The sequence below is a fragment of the Pseudomonas sp. YNh genome (genome assembly GCF_037993085.1).
GTDB lineage: Bacteria > Pseudomonadota > Gammaproteobacteria > Pseudomonadales > Pseudomonadaceae > Aquipseudomonas > Aquipseudomonas putida.
This window is the reverse complement of sequence record NZ_JBBMRJ010000004.1, coordinates 190,325-211,660: the sequence shown is the minus strand read 5'-3', so window position 1 is coordinate 211,660 and position 21,336 is coordinate 190,325. Positions and strand designations below refer to the sequence as shown.

The following is a 21,336-nucleotide window of genomic DNA, read 5'->3' as shown; positions in this document are numbered from 1 at the left end:
TTGTGGGAGCGGGTTCACCCGCGAAAGGGCCGGCGCACCCACCTTGTAATCAGCTCAGTGCCGCGGCTCCAGGTCCCCCGAATACAGCTCATCTTCGGACTCTTCCGACCCCGCAATCTTGTGCTCCTCGGCTGCCCAGGCCCCCAGGTCGATCAGTTTGCAGCGGTCCGAACAAAACGGCCGGAACGCGCTTTTTTCGGCCCATTCCACAGGTGCGCCACAAGTAGGGCAATCGACGGTCAACGGCTGGCTCATGGCTGGCCTCCTTTCAAAGTCAGGTAAAAGTGGTGCAGGCGGTCAATCTGCTCATGCAGCGCGGCCAGGCCGCCGTCGTTGACCACCACATCATCGGCATGGCGCAGGCGCTCCTCACGGGCCAGCTGGGCCTGCAGAATCGCCTGCACCTGTTCGGCACTGGTGTTGTCCCGCGCCAGGGTACGGGCTATTTGCAGCTCCTGTGGCGCATCGATCACCAGCACGCGCTGGGTCTTGTGGTACTGGCCCGATTCGATCAGCAGCGGAGACACGTACACCGCATACGGCGACTGCGCCTTGGCCAGGTAGCTGAAAATCTCTTGCCCGATCAGCGGGTGCAGCAGTTGCTCCAGCCATTTGCGCTGCGCCGGGTCGGCGAAGATCAGCTGGCGCAAAGCGGCGCGATCAAGCTGGCCGTCCGCCTGCAACACACCCGGGCCGAAGCGCTCGACGATGCTGGCCAGGGCCGGGCGGCCAGGTTCGACAACCCAGCGCGCCGCCTGGTCGGCGTCGACCAGGTGCACGCCAAGCTCGACAAAGCGCTCGGCAGCAGCGCTCTTGCCGCTACCAATGCCGCCGGTCAGGCCGAGAATCCAGGGGGTAAAGGCTGCAGTGGCCATCAGTATCCAAGCAGTTGCATGTAAGAGGCGTATATTTCATCACCCCAGAGCACAGCAATCCACCCCGCAATCGCCAGATAAGGGCCAAACGGTATCGCCGTGCCCATCGCATACCGGCGCAAACGCAGCAGGCACAGGCCAACCAGCGCCCCCACCACCGACGACAGCAGCAGCGTCAACGGCAGCACCTGCCAACCGCCCCAGGCCCCGATCAGCGCCATCAGCTTGAAGTCGCCGTAGCCCATGCCTTCCTTGCCGGTGACCAGCTTGAACACCCAGTACACCGTCCACAGGCTGAGGTACCCGGCCACTGCGCCCCACAACGCGTCGGCCAGTGGCACATACAGGCCAAAGGCGTTCACGATCAGCCCAAGCCACAGCATCGGCAGCACCAGCACATCCGGCAGCAATTGGTGGTCCGCATCGATCAGGCTCAGGGCCAACAGGCACCACGTGAGCGGCAGTGCCAGCAACGCCTCGGCCGAAGCGCCAAAACGCCAGGCCACCACCAGCGACAGCAGCGCGCTGGCTATCTCGACCAGCGGGTAGCGCGGGCTGATACGCGTTTTGCAGGCTGAGCACCGCCCGCGCAACGCCAGGTAGCTGAGCACCGGAATGTTCTCCCACGCGCGAATCTGATGCGCGCAGTGCGGGCAGCGGGATGCCGGCAGGCACAGGTCGAACCGTTCGTGTTGCGCAAGCGGCAGCCCCAATACCTCCTGCGCCTCACGCTGCCACTGGCGCTCCAGCATGATCGGCAGGCGATACACCAGCACGTTGAGAAAGCTGCCCACCAGCAAGCCGAGCACCGTGGCCAGGGTAAGGAAGTACGCCGGCTGCTCAGCCAGCAAAGTCCATAAAGTCATGTTCAGATCAAGCTACCCAACTGGAAGATCGGCAGGTACATCGCCACCACCAGGCCACCCACCAGCAGGCCCAGGATCAGCACGATGGCCGGCTCCAGCAGGCTGGTCAACTGGTCCAGCGCCTGGCTGACCTGTTCCTCGTAATGGCTGGCGGCTTTTTCCAGCATCTGGTCCAGCGTGCCACTGGACTCTCCGATGGCGGTCAGCTGCACCAGCAGCGCTGGGAACAGCAACTCGCCCGCCATCGCCTGGTTCAGCCCCTGCCCGTTGGCCATGCCCTGGCGCAGCCGCAACACCGCCTGCTCATGCAGCTCGTCCCCTATCACCCTGGCCACCGTGCCCAGCGCATCCAGCAACGGCACCCCGGCGCCGTACGACGTTGCCAGGCTACGCGCAAACCGCGCCAGCGCCGCCTCCCTCAGCAACTTGCCGAACAGCGGCAAGCCCAGCACCCGCCGAGATATCCACAGGCGCGCTGGCGCATGCTGCCGATACAGCTGGCGCACGGCCAAACCCAGCACAACCCCTATCACCAGCAACAGCGGCGCAAACCGGCTCAGCCCTGTGGACAAGTCGATCACCCATTGGGTAAATGCCGGCAACGCCGCGCCCATGCCCGAGAACATGCTTTCGAATTTCGGGATCACCTCCAGCAACAAGATCGCCGACACCCCCAGCCCCGTCAGCAACAGCAGCAGCGGATAGACCATCGCCTTGCGCACCTTCTTGTGCAGCGCCCGGTGCTGTTCCAGCATGCCCGCCAGTTGCTCCAGCTGCCGGTCCAGCGTGCCGGACTGCTCACCTACCCGCACCAGGTTGCAGTACAACGCATCAAACCATGCCGGGTGACGCTGCAACGCATCCGCCAGCCCCAGGCCCGAGGCCACATCCTGTTTCAATCTACTCAGCAACGCCGCCTGCGCCGCATCGCAACCACTGCGCCCCATCACCTCGAACGCCTGCAACAGCGGCACCCCGGCCTTGAGCAAGGTCGCCAACTGCCGGCTGAACCCCGCCGGGTCCGCCTTCACCCGCCGCTTCGGCAAACTGAACGCCAGCCCGCTGGCCGGCCGCAGACTGGCTACCGTGATCCCTTGGCGAATCAGCCCGGCGCGCACATAAGCCGGGCTGCGCCCAGGCGTTTGGCCGCTGACCGGCGTGCCGTTGGCGTCGGTGCCGTGCCAGCTGTAAAGCAGTGAAGTTGAAGTCATGCAAAGGTCCTTTTTCTGCCCCGGCGACAAGCCTGGAAACAGCTTGCCGCGTCCATTCAAGGGCGCGCGTCCGTGATGCTCACTAGAGTAGTTCAGCGAAGATGACGCCCAAGCGGGCAGGGGTGACAAAAGGTGTCTGTTCAGGCCTACTGCGCCGCTGCCGGTTGGGGCGCAACCCACCTCAATGTGTAAGCGAATCAAAAAGGAAAGATGTTCATGAAAGGGCAACGCGGTATCACCCTGATCGAACTGATGATCGTTGTCGCGATCATCGGCATTCTGGCGACCATCGCCTTACCGATGTACACCAACCACCAGGCACGCTCCAAGGCCGCGGCCGGCCTGCTGGAAATCAGCGCGCTGAAGACGGCGATGGACCTGCGGTTGAATGACGGGAAAGACGTAGCGGCCGTGGCCGAACTGGGTGGCCAGCCGGCGACCGCGCATTGTGCGATCACCGCTAGCGGCAAGGCGGCAGATGGCAGCGGCAGCATTGCTTGCACGCTGGTGGATGCCCCGGCCAACGTGCTGGGCAAGGCACTGACCCTGACCCGCTCGGCCAGCGGCTGGGCGTGCACCACCGACATTGAGGAAGACCTGGCGCCCAAGGGGTGCAAGGGGGCTTGAGGGCAGGGCAATAAACCAGCGGAAACAGGGGTTTGCGTTGCGGGTGTGAGCAGTGGTACGTTGCGCTACACGCCGGTGTAGCTCAGTCGGTAGAGCAGCGCACTCGTAACGCGAAGGTCGCAGGTTCGATTCCTGTCTCCGGCACCAGTCAATAGATTCATGCAGTGCCAAGCAGTCGCATGAAACTCCTCAAAAGCCCACCTAGTGCGGGCTTTCTGTTTTATGCAGTGCCATCCAGTTCCATCCCAGCGCTTGTCCTTTGAGTACCTGTGCGAGTACCTTACTGTGGTTCAATAATCCATGGGTACTCAGCATGCCTTTGACGGCACTACAGGTTAAGAATGCCGCTCCACGTGAACGGGACTATGGGCTTGCCGACGGGGGAGGCTTGTTTCTCTGGATTCGTGCAGCGGGTGGCAAGTCGTGGCGCTTTCGATTCCGCTTGGATGGCAAGCAGTCACACATTTCGCTTGGCACCATCGAAAAAGTAACTCTTGCGCAGGCGCGACAGCATGCCTCAGAGGCCCGTCAGCTTGTGGCGCAGGGGCGACATCCTGGGCTTGAGCGAAAGGTTGCACGAGCACAGGCAGCGGTCTCACGTGCGAATACTTTCAAGAGCCTGGCGTTGGAGTGGCATCAGCACAAGTCGCCTCGTTGGTCAGCAGGTTATGCCACTGATGTAATCGAGGCCTTCGAGCTCGATATCTTTCCGCAAGTCGGGTCTTTCCCGTTAGCTGATATCAAGCCCATGCAGTGGTTGCAGGTCTTCCGCCGTATCGAGTCCAGGGGCGCTCTGGAGAAGCTGCGTAAGGTTCGGCAACGTTGCCAAGAAGTTTATCGTTTTGCGATTGCCACTGGACGTATCGAGTACAACCCAATCGCAGACATCGGAGGAGCACTGCAGACCCCGACGTCTCGACACTATCCGTTTCTGCCTATCTCCGAGCTTCCTGAGTTGATACGCAGCTTTCAGGAGTGTCCTGGCCATGATGTAGTGAAGATTGCTACCCGACTGCTCATTCTGACGGGGGTACGGACCGCTGAATTGAGAGGCGCCCCCTGGTCTGAGTTTGACTTGGAACAAAAGCTCTGGATGATTCCGGCCGCCCGGATGAAGATGCGCCGCGCCCACCTAGTCCCTTTGTCCAAGCAAGCAATCGCCGCTTTGTGTGAACTCCAAGGCATTACAGGCGGCTACACGCTTGCCTTCCCAGGTCGGAACGATCCGGCGAAGGCGATGAGCGAAGCTGCTATTAATCAATTGCTCAAGCGCTCCGGCTACGATGGCAGGGCTACTGGACACGGATTCCGCCACACGATGTCCACCACTCTGCATGAGCAGGGGTATCGCAGTGAGTGGGTTGAAACTCAGCTTGCACATGTAGACAAAAATAGTATTCGCGGCACCTATAACCACGCTCAGTACTTAGAGGGGCGTCGCGAAATGCTTCAATGGTATGCCGATCATCTTGATGAATTGTCGTCAACTACTGACGCTTATAGAAAGATGAGGGAGAGTGCCGTATGAGTGATGAAATACGTCTGCCTGAGCTGGTTTCTGAATATGCTAAATATTACGGCGTTGATGTTCCCGATGCAGCGCACGCTCTACATGAGTTGATTGGCGAGCTACACCAAGAGTATAAGGCCCAAGGAAGGTTTGCACTGCCTAGCCATGTATTCTGGGTCGGGAGGGTAGATTCTTCGCGACATTCGATTCGAAAATATAAGCTTTTTTTTGAAGGTGTCTTGAACTATTTTTATGGTTTGTATGGTTCTGTATCTAAGGAAGGGTTTGATCTTGTTACTACATACTCTGAAAGTTGTCGAGATACTAGGGATGTGCCGGCAGGCCTAATATTCTTGTCCAAGAAGACTTTGGCTGAGTGGTTTGGGCAGGCAGGAATTGAAGTTCCTAAATACTTTCTGGTTGAGGAGGCTAGTGCAAAAATCGAAATCAGTAATGAAGGGAAGGCGTCTCGGGCAAAAGAGATGGCGTCGATTGGTCAGATAATCAGTGGTTTGGTTGATTTGATTAAGGAAGTTGACAGGGCTCACACTGAGCAGCCTGTAGATGATAAGGCCAGAATGCGTGCTGATACTATCAAGTTACGTGCCGCTAGGCTACATGACTCTAGTTCAATATATAACCTGTGCACGACAATTTTAAACCTTGCAGATGCCGCGGAAGCCGATATGCCTAGAAGTCATAAAACGCTAGAAAAATACATGGATGATAGTTTTCGTAAGGGTACAAAGAAACCTCGCTAGAGTTTTTTTGGCATTTCCCTGTAAAAATGGCAATTGCCAAGACTCACAGCCTCAGGTGCCATTCAATCGATAGCCATCCAATCCGGTTCCAAGGAGATCCGCCAAGATGGCTATCCAACCTGTCTCACCTCTACTGCTTCGCCTGCCGGGAGTCTGTGCCCTTGTGGGGCTGAGCAAGTCTCAGATCTACCGCTTGATTCGAGCCGGTGAGTTTCCTCCTGGAATCTCTCTCGGAGCGAATTCTGTGGCATGGCCAGCGGAGCATGTGAATGCGTGGATCGCTGAGAAAATTAACGCGTCGCAGGGATGATGCAAATTGTCATCCAGTCATGAACGATTACTAAAGGAGGCGCGTCCAGGTGAGTCCTGGGCGCAAGTTAAGGCTAGGGTTAGTGGGACGCGAATCCAAGATCAAGCTCGTCCTGGTGAGTCCTGGGAGGAATTAAATTCTAGGTGTCGTGAAGCTAGCATAAGTAAAAGCGCGGAAGAAGTAGAGCTAGTTGATTTTTTTGTAACAGCTGAAAGCATCGCGGCCAAAGATAGTCGACACTTTATGGACATTGCGCTGTTTCGAATGTCCAAAAAGGAAAAGCGTGCAGGTGAAGTTATACGGTATAACTTGAAAGATGGCTATGTCGAGGTGAAGGCAGGGCCAGATGGGATGGCAACGATCTGGGACTACGATATTGTGTTGATGTTGATATCGCATTTGACCGAATCGATGAATCGCCATAAAAAAGGCCACAGCGCAATGCCGAGTCGTGTTTTTACCATGCATGTCTCGGATATGCTGAGGTTTAGTCAGCGCGGCGATGGTGGTGGTCAGTCGGGAAGAATTGAGTCAGCATTGGATCGCTTAAAGGGAACCGTAATTAAAAGTGTGGTTTCTCGTGCTGTACATAAGAGTAAGCTCATAATGCGTGAGGTGAAAAGTGAAAGCCTTATTAGTGGGTATCGTGTGCTTTCCGTCACAGGCAGCGGCAGACTAGATCGCGTTGAAATTGAGGCGCCTAATTGGATCTACTCGCAAGTGACGCGCAGTCCAAAATCTACAGTTCTCACTGTCGGTGCAGACTATTTTCTAATCGAATCAGCTATTGGGCGCTTTATTTATCGTTTGGCTCGACGTGCAGCGGGGAATGATAGGGCTCGGTGGGGATTTAGAACCGTTTATGAGCGAAGCGGGGTTACAAGCTTTAAGGAGTTCTGTCGAACTCTAAGGGTTCTAATCAGGTTGAATAATCTCCCTGAATATGAATTATACGAGGAGGCTGGACAATCCGGGCCGCAACTGATCATGACACGACGAGGCTGGGATTCAGGCTGTGGATAACCCGTCTATTACCCACCACATTCCGTCCATTGCACACCATTTTCCGTCGATTAACCACTAGGGCCCGTCCATTGCCCACTCCTGAAATTTTTATATCGTTGAAAAATAAGGGATTAATCGGCCTTTTCAGGTCTAAAGCTTTGAATCCTTCAAAAACCCTGTAAAACATAGCTTCCTCACATGCTAGCCAGGCTCTGCTTGAAAGCGTTGATTTGAGATTGCGCTCTCGCCTTTCTGCTTTCGGCAAGGAGAAGGAGATGCACAACGATGAGAATCAGTGACGTACCGAAAACGAAGAGAAAGCTGCTGTGAGTCAGGTTCGCTTCGACGGTGGTGATCAACGTAGATAGACCTCGCTAATTTCTGGGCGGAAGTGGCCCAGTTCCTGTGAAACCACCTCCAGTGCTTGTTTCCGTGTGAGTTGACGTTGTAGTGAAGCCATTCGCTCTTGAGCGTACGTGTGTCGTAATCCGTGGGCGCCATTTGACCAGCCGAGAGCCTGCCTCGAGGCAGTGCTAACGCTTTTGCTCCACGGCTGTCCGCCGCCGATCTCATAGAATTGCTGGTAGTTGATGCCGCGATCCTTTATGACGCGCGGCGCTGCCAGCCGGCTCCTTTCCAAGCGTTGAGCCAGTGGAATCGGGATACGCACCTCGCGAACCAGTCCACCCTTGCCGTGAACGGTGTAGCTGATCGTGGTTTCCCGAATTCCCGCGAATTTCATCCCGTGCGCCGGACGTTCATCCGCTCCACGCCGATGAGTCCTCTGCAGGCTCAGCAATTCATGAGCACGGAGACCAGCTGCGTACGCAATCTCTGTCGCAAGAGCGTTGTGCGGAGCTTGGCGAGATGCGATCAGCGTAATCTGCTCGCGGTTATATGCTCGTGCTTGGTCGGCCAAGCGGCGACCCAGCGTCGGGTGCTTCTTTGTGCTCGTGCGAGCAGTCGCGCTGCTCTTGACTACTTCTAGTGTCTTGCCTGGTGGCAGCTGGAGGGTGACGTGTTGCATCATCGCTTGGAGAGCCTGACGCTCCATATCCAAAGTTTTCTGGCCTACGGTCGTGGCTCGTTGCTGGAGGTAGCTAATAGCGCGGTCAGGTGTCATTCCACGGAGGCTGCCTAAGCGATGCTCGCGCAGGTAAGCGGTGATGCGTACCAATCGCTGCTCATAGTTACGGACAGTGCCCACCGAACGGATGTAGGTGCCCTGGAGCTTTTTCATCACCGATGCAGCTTGCTTCGCCGGCTTGGCAAACTTAGCCACTTTGTCGGTTCCGGTGTAGCCATCGGTGCACGGTCGAGCGTTGGATCTTGATGCCTTTTTCAGCTACCCAGCGTTGCAGTTCACTGCCATTGCAACCTGCTTGATCGAGTTGCAACAGCTCATACTTGTAGTTGTCCAACAATGAACGACGCTGGGCGTATGTTCGCGGTTTTCTTCGAATCCTAGACTCGGCTTTTAGGCGTGCAGTAATACTCTGCGCATCGAAATCGCTCATGTGGTTCTCTCCATCCGGGTGTAAGAACTCCTGACCGATAGTGGTTCAGCGGCACACCATCCGCAGATGGTTCGATGTGTGCCTGTTCGCCCCCCTTTGCATCAGATGCAGGCGGGGACTGTTCACGCCTACTCGGAGTCTCCGAGTGAGTTCCTGAGTGTCCGCTCAGGTTCGGCTGCCATTGGATCTGGCTGATTATGTTGGGTTGTCTTTTCTCCTTTGGTGATTGGTCGTTGATGGTTCCGACACATAGTCGGCGTTAACACGGGCACACACGCGATGACGCAGGTATGGCCGATGGGCTAGGGCCCGCGATGACGCAGGCCGGGCCCCCTGCCACAGTCCCAACCCGTGAGTCACACGGGTAACGAGACCACCGGGCAGTGCGGTTTGGTTCGTGTTCAGCTTACGGAAATGGGGATGGCCAAACAACGCAATGTCGCTGCGTTGTATTTGTTGCGTCAAATTGGAATGGTCGAGTGTGCCCGCTATGTAACGCGCCAAGAAGGCGCGTTACATAGCGGGCACAAAGCGTTGTGACGCGATAGGGGACAGTATTCAGTCAGATGTGCTGAGCACATCCTGTGTGGGGAGTTTTTACGGTGACAGCTTCAGCCGACTTTGCATTCACGCTATGAGGAGTTGAGGCCTTTGATCCTGCTAGCGACGCATCTGCTTAGCTAAGGCCAAAATGGCGAGGCCCAGGATTTTTATGAAGGTGGCCGTCCAGCTCAAGAGCAGAATAGCTCCGTGTTTGAATGCTCCGGGTGGTACCAGGCTGGTTACGCCGCTATCCCAACTTGTGATCTGGGCGTTTTCATTTTCGATGCGAGCCAAAACATCCCGCTCCCATTGAGCGCAGACTGCTATCCAGTTTTGATCCGTGGTGGTCACGATTTTCTGGACATTCGCGTAGTCGCCTGTGAAACGGTGCACGGTGTAGTGATAGTTGGAGCAGCCATCACTGCGGCTGTACTTCTCAAGCTGTACATTCAAGACGGCGTTGCCTCCGCGCTCCATGCTTGCTTTCTCTAGTAGAGCCCGAGCCTCATTTGGATTGTTGGATTCAGCCCAGCCACTCCCAAAAGTGAAAATGGTGTCGAAACCACGTGCCTTCGAATCTCTTGTCCATATGAAGTGATTCGGAGACTCGTAGGCATAGCCTGGAGGCGGTGGGCGCTCTCCTGGTTTGACCCTCACTGCTCTGTATCCTTTCGGACCCGGCTGCCCTTCAAATGCTACTGACTGCCCATCGAACAGCTCTCCGCCCTCTACGTTTTTGATGTGGACGAAGTAGCTGCGTCCATCATCTCCTTGGATGAAGCCAAACCCCTTCTCGGGCATGAAACTGCGTACGATGCCTGAGGTGAGGGTATCTTCCTGATCTGGTTTCTCGCTCATGAACCTGCTGTCCTTTTTGGAAGGCAGCCATGGTATCTCAGGGTATCAGGTGTCACCACCGAGTAACTGTGAGGACTTCGGTTGTGAGGCGAGGGCGGTATCCTTATGCTGACTCGACTACTCGCGGACTTGGTTCAATAACATGCGCAAAATTCTTATCGATGATGATGGATTTATTGAGAGTCCTTTTGCTAATAACATGCCTGGATTCATAAATAAGAAATCGTGGGGCGGGATAGTTTATCGGCGTGGAGAGAAAATCCAAATTGCTAGCTTTTTTCCCAGTGAAGAAAGTGGTAAGAGAATTAATGTTTTGGGGGTTTCAAAGGGGATGTATTTAGCGTTTGGTCTGGTTGGCTGTAAGGAACGACTTATCTATCTGGTGGATGAAGTAACTAGGAGTGATTTTCTATTGCGACCTGTAGAGGTCTCTTCTGTTCCAAGCATGTATAATATTGAATCGACAATGCCACTTAGAATTTACATTCTAGAAGCAAGGCAGGCAATGCTGGTCGATCAGATGAACAGCCTCCAAATAGATATGGCGAAATTTAAGGAAGCTTTCGCAGCTAACATCGCTTAGAAAATCCCAGCCACCATAGCTCAATGGCTGCGCCTCCAGCCTCCAGCCTCCAGCCTCCAGCCCTCTGCGGCAGGGCAGCTCGTGATACCGCTCACGATTGGCTGAGGCTCATAGAAGCTTTCGGGTAAGAGGGACGGCAACGACCGTTCTGGTGCTGGCGATGACGTCACCAACGGTGAGGCACGCCAGCACGACCCACCATCATCACGCCTTCGGCAATCAGCAACACACCCCGCATTTGGATTCGGGGGGCCTGAGTCATACCCAGAAAAAGCGTTATGAATCCCTCAGGGGCCTTTGTCCGGGTTATGAGATTACCCAGCGTGGGCGTCGCTCGCACCTGAGTTCGATCTACGCGTTCTCTGGGAATCTTCAAAAAACCACTGAGATTCTACCGGCAGTCATAGCGGAGGTGTAATGACGCCACTGACTGCCACTCAAATCCCACCAGCATACTGTGGCCAATCCCCAGCATGGGAGTTGGCGATTTTTGTTGGAGGGGCGATGACACACGAAATCATCGGATAGCGTGGCCACTCACCATGATAGGAGGCGCTCCGTATGAGAACGGTTTTGATGTGTCTTGGGCTTGCAGCTGCAGGCTTCTGTGTGGGCTCTCACTGGTCGGCACCATCCTGGGTCATTGTCGTGCTGTGGGTGGTGGGGATTGCGCTGTGGGTTTTGGCTGAGTGGCTAGAGCGGAGGGGGCGCAATCAATGATGCGCGCAAATCTAGACGAGCTGGTGATCGTGAGCTGTTTGTTTCCAGCTATGAGGTGGTCGGCTTCTGTTGCGCGGTCTGTGCTCATCGCCAGAGAGGGTAACGTCCTGCGCTTGTACCGTATGCCGATGCTGTTGCGGCTGGACGAATTTCGCGCCGAGCTCTTTATCGCGCAACTCAATCACATGGAGCCACATCACCTAGGTCGGTGATGTTAAAGTGATATCGCTCTGTGACGCATCGCCTTTAGGCGATAATTACTCAATGGAAGAATGTTATGCGTACGCTGTTTAAATTTGCTTCAGTGGCTGTTGCAGGTACCGCCATTACTGGATGCGGTGGCGAGGATTTCACTGGGGCTTATAGATATCAAGAGACAAGCTCAAAAGGCGCTATGGTGCTGAATATCCATGGCAATGAGGCAGAGCTCTTCGCAGATATTGTCGCGTCGGGGATAAAACCGGTGGGCAAGCTCAACGTTTCGCAAAAGGATGGGAAGCTCCTACTTGACGATAAAAATAGCTCGTTACGACTGGTGATGAAGCGTAACGTTGATGAGCGGAGCTTGGACTGCCTCAACTGTAAGGTGCTCGGTATGAGGGCGGATGGTCTTGTCTGGAATTATGACCCGAAAGGGCCGTATGACGTAGATCAGCTACTCAAGGAACAAGCCCGCAAAAGAGAAGAGGCCTTGAATGCTGAGCTAGAGAAGATGCAGAAGGAGGCTTTGGAGAAGGGGCGTCGGGATATGGAAGCTCGGAAGGTGACGCCGTTCGAAGGTGATTGGGTTTATCAGCGGGCTACGAAGCATGATCCCTTGACTATCATGGGGGTCTGGCGCAGCAAACATATCAGAGTTTGGTCTTTCAAGTACGAAACAATGGATCGCCTTAGCTATGAGCTTCCAGGTTTTGAGGTGACAGATGCCGGTTTGAAGGTCGGAGAAGGCTCCGCCACGAAGCTCTATTCTTTAAGCAGCGACAAACAGATGTTGATCTGCATGAATTGTGATAAGCCGATGGTTTGGGCCAAAGCAGATCCGAAGAAGGATCTCAGTGATCGTAATTATGCTCGTAAGATGGCCGGTAACCCTTAGCGCTTTCAACGCAATTGTCTCGGATGTGGGTTAGCATTTAATGCATTTTCCGACTTACAGTATGCGCTAACGATGGCCGAGGTGTGCCGTGTTTAAATTGTTGGGTGAGTGCTCGGTCTGCTCACCCAACAACAGGGCGCGTAGATCAGTGCGCGTTAACTAGGAGTTTTCGCGCATTTTCATTTAGCACGTGGCTGCTGATCTGTATCGGTAAACCTAATAAGTGATTATATTTTCTGTTGGTTTATGTTGTCGATGACTTCGCAGTGTTTTGCAAGTTTTAAGATAAATGTTTGCATACTGGTTTGGGCGCTAATGCTGGTGTAGCTTCCGTTGCTGGGTGTTTCTTTAGGCGCTGCTATTAGAGCGGTGGCGGTATACAAGCCTTTCATCATTAATCTTTTACACATCACATCGTACCGATCAATGTACGATATTCCTTTAACTCGTGGATAGGTTGTGTCTTCACGCGGTATGTAAGAAGTCTCTCGTGCAGACTCGTCTAGTAGAAAACCACTCATGACAGGAAAATATGACATGTTTATGTTTGGGGTTTTACGGCTTTCGGCACTGTCCTCTACTACGATAATATATCCTGTAAATATGTTGGCGTCTTCACCGAATGCAGACTCCTCAATGGCTGTTCGAAGGTCTAAGCTGCTACCTAGAACCTCTTCGGTACGATTGTTGAAGTTGTTGCCGATTGACCCGACTTGAGACTTAAATTCAACCGCCGCAATAAGCTTGCCGTTGTCTATCACCACTACGTCCCAGCACTTGTGCGGCCTAAAGAAACCGGGGAGTTGCGACGTATTTTTGCCAGTGTATGCTTTAGCGTCTTTCAGGCCACTATCTTGGACAGTCTTCTCTATGATGTGAACGAAAGCGTCCAGTGTTTTTCCCGCCAAGACACCCTTGCCACCATCACGCGTAGTCCAAAATTTGCCAATGGCGTCTTTAACTCGTTCATCTAGCCAGTCAAAATTCACGTTTATTCCCTTAATTAGATCTTTAGTACTACAGCTGGCACTACCCGCCGATTGATCTGATTTCTTCTGTAGTCATGCGATAAATTTTGAATGTCGCCACATTGCAGGCGTTGATGTCTAGGCTTTCTGCAGCGTAGATTAGTTCTCTTTGCAGCTCTTCGGGAATACTTTCCCAGAGGGGAAGTCTAATTCTCCGAAGATACTGAGCCTGGAATCTAAGGAAGCCACCTCGCATTTTCGTAGAGTACGTCGCTACGAATAGCCTAGATACGGCTGACATCAGAACAGCTTGCAATGCTCGTAAGTTCCAAGACTCCGATGTCACAACATACAAATTGTGGTGTGGGTAAAGCTCCCCTGCCTCATAGACAACGTGAGCTTCTCCTTTGATATCAGGGATTAGAAGCTTTTGTTTGCTAGTTAGTGAAGGAGTGATTCTATCAATGGTTTTATACCAGCTAGCGGGTGTTTTTTTCGCGCAATGACGATTTGCAATAACGTCCCGGCGTGCCTCTAGGTATTTTTTTAATCGAGGATAATTTTCCAGGTCGACAAGCCCACCCTCATCCTTGAATGGGTTTATTACGCCAAGCCCCGTCCATGCTACTTCCCCTGAAACTATGTCTTTTGTAGTCGCAAGCGGAAGCTTTCTATCTGGTTCAACATCTAGTGAGTTAAATGGACCAATAAAGGCTTTGTCTGCACCTGTAGCTACGCCTATGCCTACTTTGCAGCCTGAGTCCTCCAAGCAGGGGAATTCATTCTCCAGCCTACGTATCAGAGCGATTTGGTCAGATGATTCCAATAGCCATGGGTCAGACCCGTTGGTAACTTTAGCTATTTCCCTAACATCTGCCGATTGTGCTGTTTGCTCTTTAGCTAAAAGTTTATGCGTTAACGCTGTCAGGCTGGCTTTTTCAATGGCTGGCCGATGCGCAACCATCGTTTTTCCCGCTTTCTCTCTAGATATAATCGTTACTGCGGGATAGGCGACGACATCCGTATGGAATGCAGGTGCGTCTGTCATATCCACATAGACCTTAAGGTGAAAACTGTCAGCAACCATCTGGCGCAGAGGGCCACCGTATTTGTTTTTCATCCAGCGATCTGCACATATGAAGCCTAAATTCCCGCATTTAGTCAGAAGTGACAGTGAGCGCTCGATGAAGGGAACATACAGGTCAGCACGGTCATATAGGGTTTTGTAGCGGCGACGATATTCCGCGAGCAGCGGTGCGGGTATGAGCTCTTGCCTCACGTACGGTGGGTTACCTACAACATAGTCAAAGCCTTCTTCGAAGGACTGAAGCAGGAAGTCATCCTGAATTAGCCAGCCGTCGGCTAGTTTCTCAGCTGAATCTGGTGAAAATCCATTCTGTGCAAGTAGGTCGATTACTGCCGAATAAGTTCTGCTAAAAGTGTCGCGATGAAGCTCAACGGCACAGATTGCATTTGCTAACCCTTCAATACCAGACTCTCTCTCCTCATCTGCGCGCCAAGCAGTTAGCAAGCGCTCAATGGCAGGCAAGAGGAAGTCGCCTGCGCCGAACGATGGCTCTAGCAATCTTTGTTTGTGGAGCGGCTGATCACAGGTATACCCAGCGAGATCCAAAATAAAATTCACGACCTCGATACGAGTAAAAATCGCACCTAGTGCTTCGATGCCACCACCCGATGCCAAGGCTTCCGTCGCAGTGGCAATTGGGCACTCCACCAAAGGGAACGAAGCCTGAAAGAAAATTGGCTGCGGGTGCATCGTCTACCTCGTCGATTGCGGTAAATGCCGTAGAAAAAGTGCTTTCACGGGGATCCCGTTGCCATGGCCATCTGCAATTTGATGGCATGCTTTAGGGTATTTGGGGCTGCCTTGAGGGCGACACGTGGGGTTCCCGCAAACGATCTAGGATACCTGAATCCTTTTCCCAGAGTGTTACGGGATGACCAACGACGAGCTGATCGACATGCAGAAGCCGTGTTGGACACCAGATCGGAATGACAGAGAAGGCACATGCTGAGGTGGGCGTCCATCTCGCTCTCGTTCTAGAGCTTCGTCGTCATGGGTACGGCCACATAGCTTGATTTTATCGACCTCTTACCTGACGCGCCGTCGTCATACCGGGAAGGTGGCATGGGTGTTACGAAGGTCGCGGGTTGGGCGACATCTTGTTTCGATTTGGTTCGAAATAGGTTGGGTGCGGCCGTCCGATGTCAATCCGAAGCGTACGGCCGCGCAGCGACTGCTGCCTGTAAGGCTCGTTAGCAGTTGCAGAGTTCAGGCAACTAGGGGCGAATAGAGAAAACGGAAAAAATCGTACGCTAAGGTTTTCCGGGCAGCCTTAGCGGCCGAAACTTCCCGTCCTCCAGCCTGCGGCTCTGCCGCCAGACATAATCGCCGGTCAGATTGATGTGCTCCCACCCCAGCGGCGACAGGTATTGCAGCAGCTCACCATCCACCGACTTCCCCGCATCGCCCATCGCCTGGGTGGCGCGCTCCAAGTACACCGTGTTCCACAACACGATGGCGGCCGTCACCAGGTTGAGGCCACTGGCCCGGTAGCGCTGCTGCTCGAAGCTCCGATCCCTGATCTCGCCGAGGCGGTTGAAGAACACCGCCCTGGCCAGGGAGTTGCGGGCTTCGCCCTTGTTCAGTCCAGCATGCACGCGCCGGCGCAGCTCGACGCTTTGCAACCAATCGAGGATGAAAAGCGTGCGCTCGATCCGGCCCAGCTCGCGCAGGGCCACGGCCAGGCCGTTCTGGCGCGGATAGCTGCCGAGCTTGCGCAGCATCAGCGAGGCGGTGACCGTGCCCTGCTTGATCGAGCTGGCCAGGCGCAGGATGTCGTCCCAATGGGCGCGGACGTGCTTGATGTTCAGGGTGCCGCCAACCATTGGGCGCAATGTCGGGTAGTCCTGGACGCTATTCGGAACATACAGCTTGGTTTCTCCGAGGTCGCGGATGCGCGGTGCGAAGCGGAAGCCCAGCAGGTGCATCAGGGCGAAGACATGATCGGTGAAGCCAGCCGTGTCAGTGTAGTGCTCCTCGATCCGCAAGTCGGACTCGTGGTACAGCAGACCGTCGAGCACATAGGTAGAGTCGCGCACGCCGACATTCACCACGCGGGTGCTGAACGGTGCGTACTGGTCGGAGATGTGGGTGTAGAACAGCCGCCCCGGCTCGCTGCCGTACTTCGGGTTGACGTGGCCGGTGCTTTCGCCTCGACCACCCGCCCGGAAGCGCTGGCCATCGGAAGAAGAGGTCGTGCCGTCGCCCCAGTGAGCGGCGAAGGTATGACGGTACTGGTGGTTGACCAGCTCGGCCAGGGCCGCCGAGTAGGTTTCGTCTCGGATGTGCCAGGCTTGCAGCCAGGACAGCTTGGCGTAGGTCAGGCCGGGGCTCGACTCGGCCATCTTGGTCAGCCCGAGGTTGATTGCATCGCCCAGGATCGCTGACAGCAGCAATGTCCGGTCTTTGGCCTCGGCACCGTCCTTCAGGTGTGTGAAGTGGCGGCTGAAGCCCGTCCAGTCGTCCACGTCCATCAGCAGTTCGGTGATCTTGATGCGCGGCAGCAAATGGCTGGTCTGGTCGATCAGCGCCTGCGCGGTATTGGGCACCGCGGAATCCAGCGGGGTGATCTTCAGCCCGGACTCGGTGAGGATGGCATCGGGCAGCTCGTTGTCCTTGGCCAGGCGGGTGACGGTGGCCAGCTGCTCGTCCAGCAGCTGCAAGCGCTCTTCCAGGTACTGGTTGCTGTTCGGGTTGATCGCCAGGGGCAGAGCCTGCGCATGCTTGAGCGCGGCGAACCTCTCTGCCGGCAGCAGGTAGTCGTCGAAGTCGCGGAACTGCCGCGAGCCCTTGACCCAGATGTCACCGGAGCGCAGCGCGTTCTTCAGCTCGGACAGGGCGCAGATTTCGTAGAAGCGCCGGTCGAGGCCTTCCGGGGTTATCACTAGCGGCTTCCAGCGCGGCTTGATGAAGGCGGTGGGCGCATCGGCCGGCACCTTGCGCAGGTTGTAGGCGTTCATCTCGCTCAGGGTCTGCACGGCTGCCAGCACGCCTTGCGCAGCCGGGGCAGCGCGCAGTTCCAGCACCTCCAGCAAGGCCGGCGTGTAACGGCGCAGAGTGGCGAAGTTCTCGCCGACCAGGTGCAGATGGTCGAAGCCTTCCGGCCGGGCCAGCAGCTCGGCCTCGCTGACGCTCTCGGTGAACTCGTCCCAGGGAATCACCGCCTCAATGGCGGCATAGGGATCGCTACCGCTTTCCTTGGCTTCCAGCAGAGCCTGGCCGATCTTCGAGTACAGGCGCACCTTGTCGTTGATCGCCTTGCCCTGCTTCTGGAACTGCTGCTGATGCTTGTGCTTCGCGCTGCTGAACAGCTTGACCAGGATACGGTCGTGCAGATCGACCAACTCATCAATCACCGTCGCGGTGCTCTCCAGCACCACGGCGGCCAGGGTCGCGTAGCGTCGCTGCGGCTCGAACTTGCCGAGGTCTTTGGGCGTCATCTGCCCACCCTCGCGGGCCAGCTTGAGCAGGCGGTTCTGGTGGATGTGTCGGCCCAGGCCTTCGGGCAAGTCCACCAGCTGAAATGTCTTCAGCCGCTCGATGTGTTCGAGCATGTGGCGGGAGTTCGGTTTCAGCGGTGCCTGTCGCAGCCAGGTCAACCAGGTGATGCTGCTGCCGGCCTTGAGCTTCAACAGCTCGTCCAGCTTGGCCCGATGCGAGTCCGTAAGTGGTTCGACCAGGGCGCGGTAGACTCGGCGATTGGCCCGCGCAATGGCCTCCGAACAAGCTCGATCAATTACGCTCAACGCCGGCAGAATGCGCCGCTTCTGTCGCAGGCTCTCCAGGGCCTGACCGGCCAGCAGTAAGCCCTTGTCGGTCTGCTGGGCCAACTCGGTCAGCTCGCGCACCAGGGCGCGGAAGTCGGACAGGCCGAACGGGGCCAGTTGTAGGTAGGTGCGCAGTTCCTGGGCGTGCTCGCGGCGAGTCACGTCGCGTTCGCCGTACTTCAACCAACTCGCCGGGTCGGCCTGAACTTGCTTGGCCACCCACTGGATGACCGGCTCGGGCGGCTCGCTGTCGGTGCCCAACGCATAGCCGGGGTAGCGCAGCAGGCTGAGCTGCACCGCGAAGCCCAGGCGGTTGGCGTCGCCGCGCCGCTGGCGGATCAGCGACAGGTCGGAGTCGTTGAAGGTGTAGTAGCGGATCAGGTCATCCTGGCTTTCCGGCAACGCAAGCAAGGTGTCGCGCTCCGTAGCCGAGAGAATCGAGCGACGCGGCATGGTTCAGTCGTCCTTGCGAAGGTACTGATAGAGGGTTTCTCGGCTGATGCCGAACTCGCGGGCGAGCTGCGCCTTCGGCTCGCCCGCAGCGGCCCGCTGCCGCAGCGTGATGGCTTGCTCGTCGGAGAGGGCTTTCTTGCGGCCCCGGTAGGCACCGCGCTGCTTGGCCAGGGCGATGCCCTCGCGCTGCCGCTCGCGAATCAGGGCGCGCTCAAACTCGGCAAAGGCCCCCATGACCGACAGCATCAGGTTGGCCATCGGCGAGTCCTCGCCGGTGAACACCAGGCCTTCCTTCAAGAACTCGATGCGCACACCGCGCTGGGTCAGCTTCTGCACCAGGCGGCGCAAATCATCGAGGTTTCGTGCCAGGCGATCCATGCTGTGCACCACCACGGTGTCGCCTTCGCGAACGAAACCGAGCATGGCCTCCAGCTGGGGACGCTGGGTGTCCTTGCCCGAGGCTTTGTCGGTGAACAGCTTGCCGACCTCGACCTGTTCAAGTTGGCGTTCCGGGTTCTGGTCGAAGCTGCTGACCCGGACGTAACCGATGCGTTGTCCCTGCAAGATGCCTCCATGGGCTGGATGGGCGGCAGGGCTTGCGTTGGTTTTTGGTTCCATTGCGCCCGAAGCCTTGAATTTGTCAGGCTGAAATCTATGACCTTGGCAAGCATGTGTCAAAGAATGTGAAAGCGGACTCTATTCTGACGGCGTGATGCGCCTTGCCTGACATCCAGTTAGGGTATAGCTCAGGCTGACATCCAAACAGGACGCCCTAGTCCGGGGGTGACTCGCAGAAATTGCCCTCTTCCTGTAGACTGTTGCGGCCATTGAGTTACTAAAGACACTCGATAAGACCTCATGCTTACCCTGCAAAACATGATCTGGCTGCCTACGCCGCCATAGCGCTTCGCCCCCCCGCATCATCTGTGACTGCTTGCTCTGCCAGCGGTCGCTTTCTGCTGTGCTTTAGGTTTTAACACCCGCCACAGCTCCTCTACATCCGACATTTGACCTCGTATCGACCAGCTGCACTTGGCCTGCGCCATGCTGTGCTGCGCGATCCATTGCCTTGGGAATTCTGATGCTCCACTCGTTAAAACAAACCTGGTTATCCAACATCCGTGGCGACATCCTCGCCGGTCTTGTGGTCGCACTGGCCCTAATCCCTGAAGCCATCGCCTTCTCGATCATTGCTGGCGTTGACCCTAAGGTCGGCCTTTACGCCTCTTTCTGTATCGCTGTGGTGATCGCCTTTGTCGGTGGCCGCCCAGGCATGATTTCGGCCGCAACGGGTGCCATGGCACTGCTGATGGTGACTCTGGTCAAGAACCATGGTCTTGAATATCTGCTGGCCGCCACGCTGCTATGTGGCGTGCTACAAATTGCTGCTGGCTACCTGAAGCTCGGATCGCTGATGCGCTTCGTCTCGCGCTCGGTGGTGACCGGTTTTGTCAATGCACTGGCGATCCTGATTTTCATGGCTCAGCTGCCCGAGCTGACTAATGTCACCTGGCACGTCTACGCCATGACAGCCGCAGGCCTCGGCATCATCTATCTGTTCCCCTATGTCCCCAAGATCGGCAAGCTCATCCCATCGCCGCTGGTGTGCATCATCGTGCTGACCGCCGTCGCCATGTCGGTTGGTCTGGATATCCGCACGGTCGGTGATATGGGTGAACTGCCGGATACGCTACCGATCTTCCTCTGGCCTGATGTGCCGCTGACATTCGAGACGCTGGCCATCATCTTTCCTTATTCGGCAGCACTGGCTGTGGTCGGTCTGTTGGAGTCGATGATGACCGCGACCATTGTCGACGACCTGACCGACACCCCGAGTGACAAGAACCGCGAGTGCAAGGGCCAGGGCGTGGCCAACATTGCTTCGGGTCTGATCGGCGGTATGGCTGGCTGCGCGATGATTGGTCAGTCGATCATTAACGTGAAATCCGGCGGTCGTTCTCGCCTGTCGTCTCTTGCCGCAGGCGTATTTCTGCTGCTGATGGTGGTTTTCCTCGGCGACTGGCTGAAGCAGATCCCAATGGCTGCGCTGGTGGCAGTGATGATCATGGTGTCCATCGGCACCTTCAGTTGGGATTCGCTGCGCAACCTGAAGAAGCATCCGTTGTCGACCAACATTGTCATGGTCGTCACCGTGGTGGTCGTGGTGGCCACCCACAACCTGGCCTTCGGCGTGTTAGCCGGCGTGCTACTGGCTGCGATGTTCTTCGCCAACAAGGTTGGCCATTACATGGCGATCAGTTCTTCGCTGGACGAAGCCGGCGAGCATCGTAGCTATAACGTCACCGGTCAGGTGTTCTTCAGCTCGGCTGACAAGTTCGTCGCAGCCTTCGACTTCAAGGAAGCCCTGAACAAGGTAACCATCGACCTGAATCGTGCACACTTCTGGGATATCACCGCTGTTGCAGCCCTGGACAAGGTAGTCATTAAGTTCCGCCGTGAAGGTACTGAAGTCGAAGTGCTGGGCTTAAACGAGGCCAGCGCCACTATCGTGGATCGCTTTGGTGTTCACGATAAACCTGACGCCATTGATCAACTCATGGGCCACTGAGAAGGAGAACAAC

General features: G+C 55.9%; 19 protein-coding genes and 1 tRNA gene. 9 read left to right on the top strand and 11 right to left on the bottom strand.

Annotated features, from left to right (window positions below; all coding sequences use genetic code 11):
- Nucleotides 1–54: 54 nt before the first annotated feature.
- From yacG to WF331_RS05690, 4 genes are read right to left on the bottom strand one after another with little or no spacing between them, the layout of a single operon-like run.
- Nucleotides 55–255: a DNA gyrase inhibitor YacG gene (gene yacG / locus WF331_RS05705; RefSeq protein ID WP_016501579.1), complete on the bottom strand. Its 201-nt coding sequence runs from the start codon at nt 253–255 to the stop codon at nt 55–57.
- Complete coding sequence (gene coaE / locus WF331_RS05700; RefSeq protein WP_049278022.1) at nt 252–875, bottom strand: dephospho-CoA kinase; 624 nt, start codon at nt 873–875, stop codon at nt 252–254. The genes yacG and coaE overlap by 4 nt, the downstream gene beginning before the upstream one ends.
- Entirely contained in the window at nt 875–1,741 is an 867-nt protein-coding gene (locus WF331_RS05695; RefSeq protein WP_284365291.1) for a prepilin peptidase, read from the bottom strand. Before WF331_RS05695 ends, coaE begins: the two co-directional genes overlap by 1 nt.
- 2 nt (nt 1,742–1,743) lie before the next feature.
- Entirely contained in the window at nt 1,744–2,952 is a 1,209-nt protein-coding gene (locus WF331_RS05690; RefSeq protein WP_284365294.1) for a type II secretion system F family protein, read from the bottom strand.
- Between the two features lie 216 nt (nt 2,953–3,168).
- On the opposite strand from WF331_RS05690, the gene WF331_RS05685 reads away from it, so the two are divergent.
- The 6 genes from WF331_RS05685 to WF331_RS05660 all read left to right on the top strand — a co-directional run bounded on the left by WF331_RS05685 (nt 3,169) and on the right by WF331_RS05660 (nt 7,183).
- Nucleotides 3,169–3,579, top strand: coding sequence for a pilin (locus WF331_RS05685; protein WP_016484801.1), 411 nt, complete (start codon nt 3,169–3,171; stop codon nt 3,577–3,579).
- A 71-nt stretch (nt 3,580–3,650) separates the two neighbouring features.
- A tRNA-Thr gene (locus WF331_RS05680) sits at nt 3,651–3,726 on the top strand.
- Between the two features lie 166 nt (nt 3,727–3,892).
- Nucleotides 3,893–5,107 carry a tyrosine-type recombinase/integrase gene (locus WF331_RS05675; protein ID WP_156867335.1) on the top strand — a complete coding sequence of 405 codons (1,215 nt, stop codon included), beginning with the start codon at nt 3,893–3,895 and terminating at the stop codon, nt 5,105–5,107.
- Nucleotides 5,104–5,850, top strand: coding sequence for a hypothetical protein (locus tag WF331_RS05670; protein WP_280070249.1), 747 nt, complete (start codon nt 5,104–5,106; stop codon nt 5,848–5,850). Before WF331_RS05675 ends, WF331_RS05670 begins: the two co-directional genes overlap by 4 nt.
- A gap of 106 nt (nt 5,851–5,956) precedes the next feature.
- Nucleotides 5,957–6,160, top strand: coding sequence for a helix-turn-helix transcriptional regulator (locus tag WF331_RS05665; protein ID WP_128610139.1), 204 nt, complete (start codon nt 5,957–5,959; stop codon nt 6,158–6,160).
- Between the two features lie 6 nt (nt 6,161–6,166).
- Nucleotides 6,167–7,183 (top strand): replication initiator protein A, encoded by a 1,017-nt coding sequence (locus tag WF331_RS05660; RefSeq protein ID WP_337160267.1) that lies wholly within the window; start codon nt 6,167–6,169, stop codon nt 7,181–7,183.
- Between the two features lie 337 nt (nt 7,184–7,520).
- Here the strand turns inward: WF331_RS05660 and WF331_RS05655 are convergent, their stop codons facing one another.
- From WF331_RS05655 to WF331_RS05645, 3 genes are all read right to left on the bottom strand, one after another.
- Nucleotides 7,521–8,447 (bottom strand): site-specific integrase, encoded by a 927-nt coding sequence (locus WF331_RS05655; protein ID WP_185279739.1) that lies wholly within the window; start codon nt 8,445–8,447, stop codon nt 7,521–7,523.
- The gene (locus tag WF331_RS05650) at nt 8,440–8,682 is read right to left on the bottom strand and encodes a hypothetical protein (RefSeq protein WP_128610141.1); all 243 of its coding nucleotides are present in this window, start codon (nt 8,680–8,682) and stop codon (nt 8,440–8,442) included. Before WF331_RS05650 ends, WF331_RS05655 begins: the two co-directional genes overlap by 8 nt.
- 660 nt (nt 8,683–9,342) lie before the next feature.
- Nucleotides 9,343–10,083: a cold-shock protein gene (locus WF331_RS05645; protein WP_185279738.1), complete on the bottom strand. Its 741-nt coding sequence runs from the start codon at nt 10,081–10,083 to the stop codon at nt 9,343–9,345.
- Nucleotides 10,084–10,225: 142 nt separating this feature from the next.
- On the opposite strand from WF331_RS05645, the gene WF331_RS05640 reads away from it, so the two are divergent.
- Both WF331_RS05640 and WF331_RS05635 read left to right on the top strand, forming a co-directional pair.
- Complete coding sequence (locus tag WF331_RS05640) at nt 10,226–10,666, top strand: hypothetical protein (protein WP_337160266.1); 441 nt, start codon at nt 10,226–10,228, stop codon at nt 10,664–10,666.
- A gap of 997 nt (nt 10,667–11,663) precedes the next feature.
- The gene (locus WF331_RS05635; RefSeq protein WP_185279736.1) at nt 11,664–12,482 is read left to right on the top strand and encodes a hypothetical protein; all 819 of its coding nucleotides are present in this window, start codon (nt 11,664–11,666) and stop codon (nt 12,480–12,482) included.
- A 227-nt stretch (nt 12,483–12,709) separates the two neighbouring features.
- On the opposite strand, the gene WF331_RS05630 is transcribed toward WF331_RS05635, so the two are convergent.
- From WF331_RS05630 to WF331_RS05615, 4 genes are all read right to left on the bottom strand, one after another.
- Nucleotides 12,710–13,471, bottom strand: a complete 762-nt coding sequence (locus tag WF331_RS05630; protein WP_128610145.1) for a PaeR7I family type II restriction endonuclease — start codon at nt 13,469–13,471, stop codon at nt 12,710–12,712.
- A gap of 40 nt (nt 13,472–13,511) precedes the next feature.
- On the bottom strand, nt 13,512–15,227 hold the full coding sequence (locus WF331_RS05625) for an Eco57I restriction-modification methylase domain-containing protein (RefSeq protein WP_156867337.1): 1,716 nt from the start codon (nt 15,225–15,227) through the stop codon (nt 13,512–13,514).
- Nucleotides 15,228–15,787: 560 nt separating this feature from the next.
- On the bottom strand, nt 15,788–18,754 hold the full coding sequence (locus tag WF331_RS05620; RefSeq protein ID WP_003090772.1) for a Tn3 family transposase: 2,967 nt from the start codon (nt 18,752–18,754) through the stop codon (nt 15,788–15,790).
- A 3-nt stretch (nt 18,755–18,757) separates the two neighbouring features.
- On the bottom strand, nt 18,758–19,318 hold the full coding sequence (locus WF331_RS05615; RefSeq protein ID WP_003090771.1) for a recombinase family protein: 561 nt from the start codon (nt 19,316–19,318) through the stop codon (nt 18,758–18,760).
- A 517-nt stretch (nt 19,319–19,835) separates the two neighbouring features.
- Here WF331_RS05615 and WF331_RS05610 point away from each other — a divergent pair.
- On the top strand, nt 19,836–21,323 hold the full coding sequence (locus WF331_RS05610; protein ID WP_003090759.1) for a SulP family inorganic anion transporter: 1,488 nt from the start codon (nt 19,836–19,838) through the stop codon (nt 21,321–21,323).
- Nucleotides 21,324–21,336 lie beyond the last annotated feature (13 nt).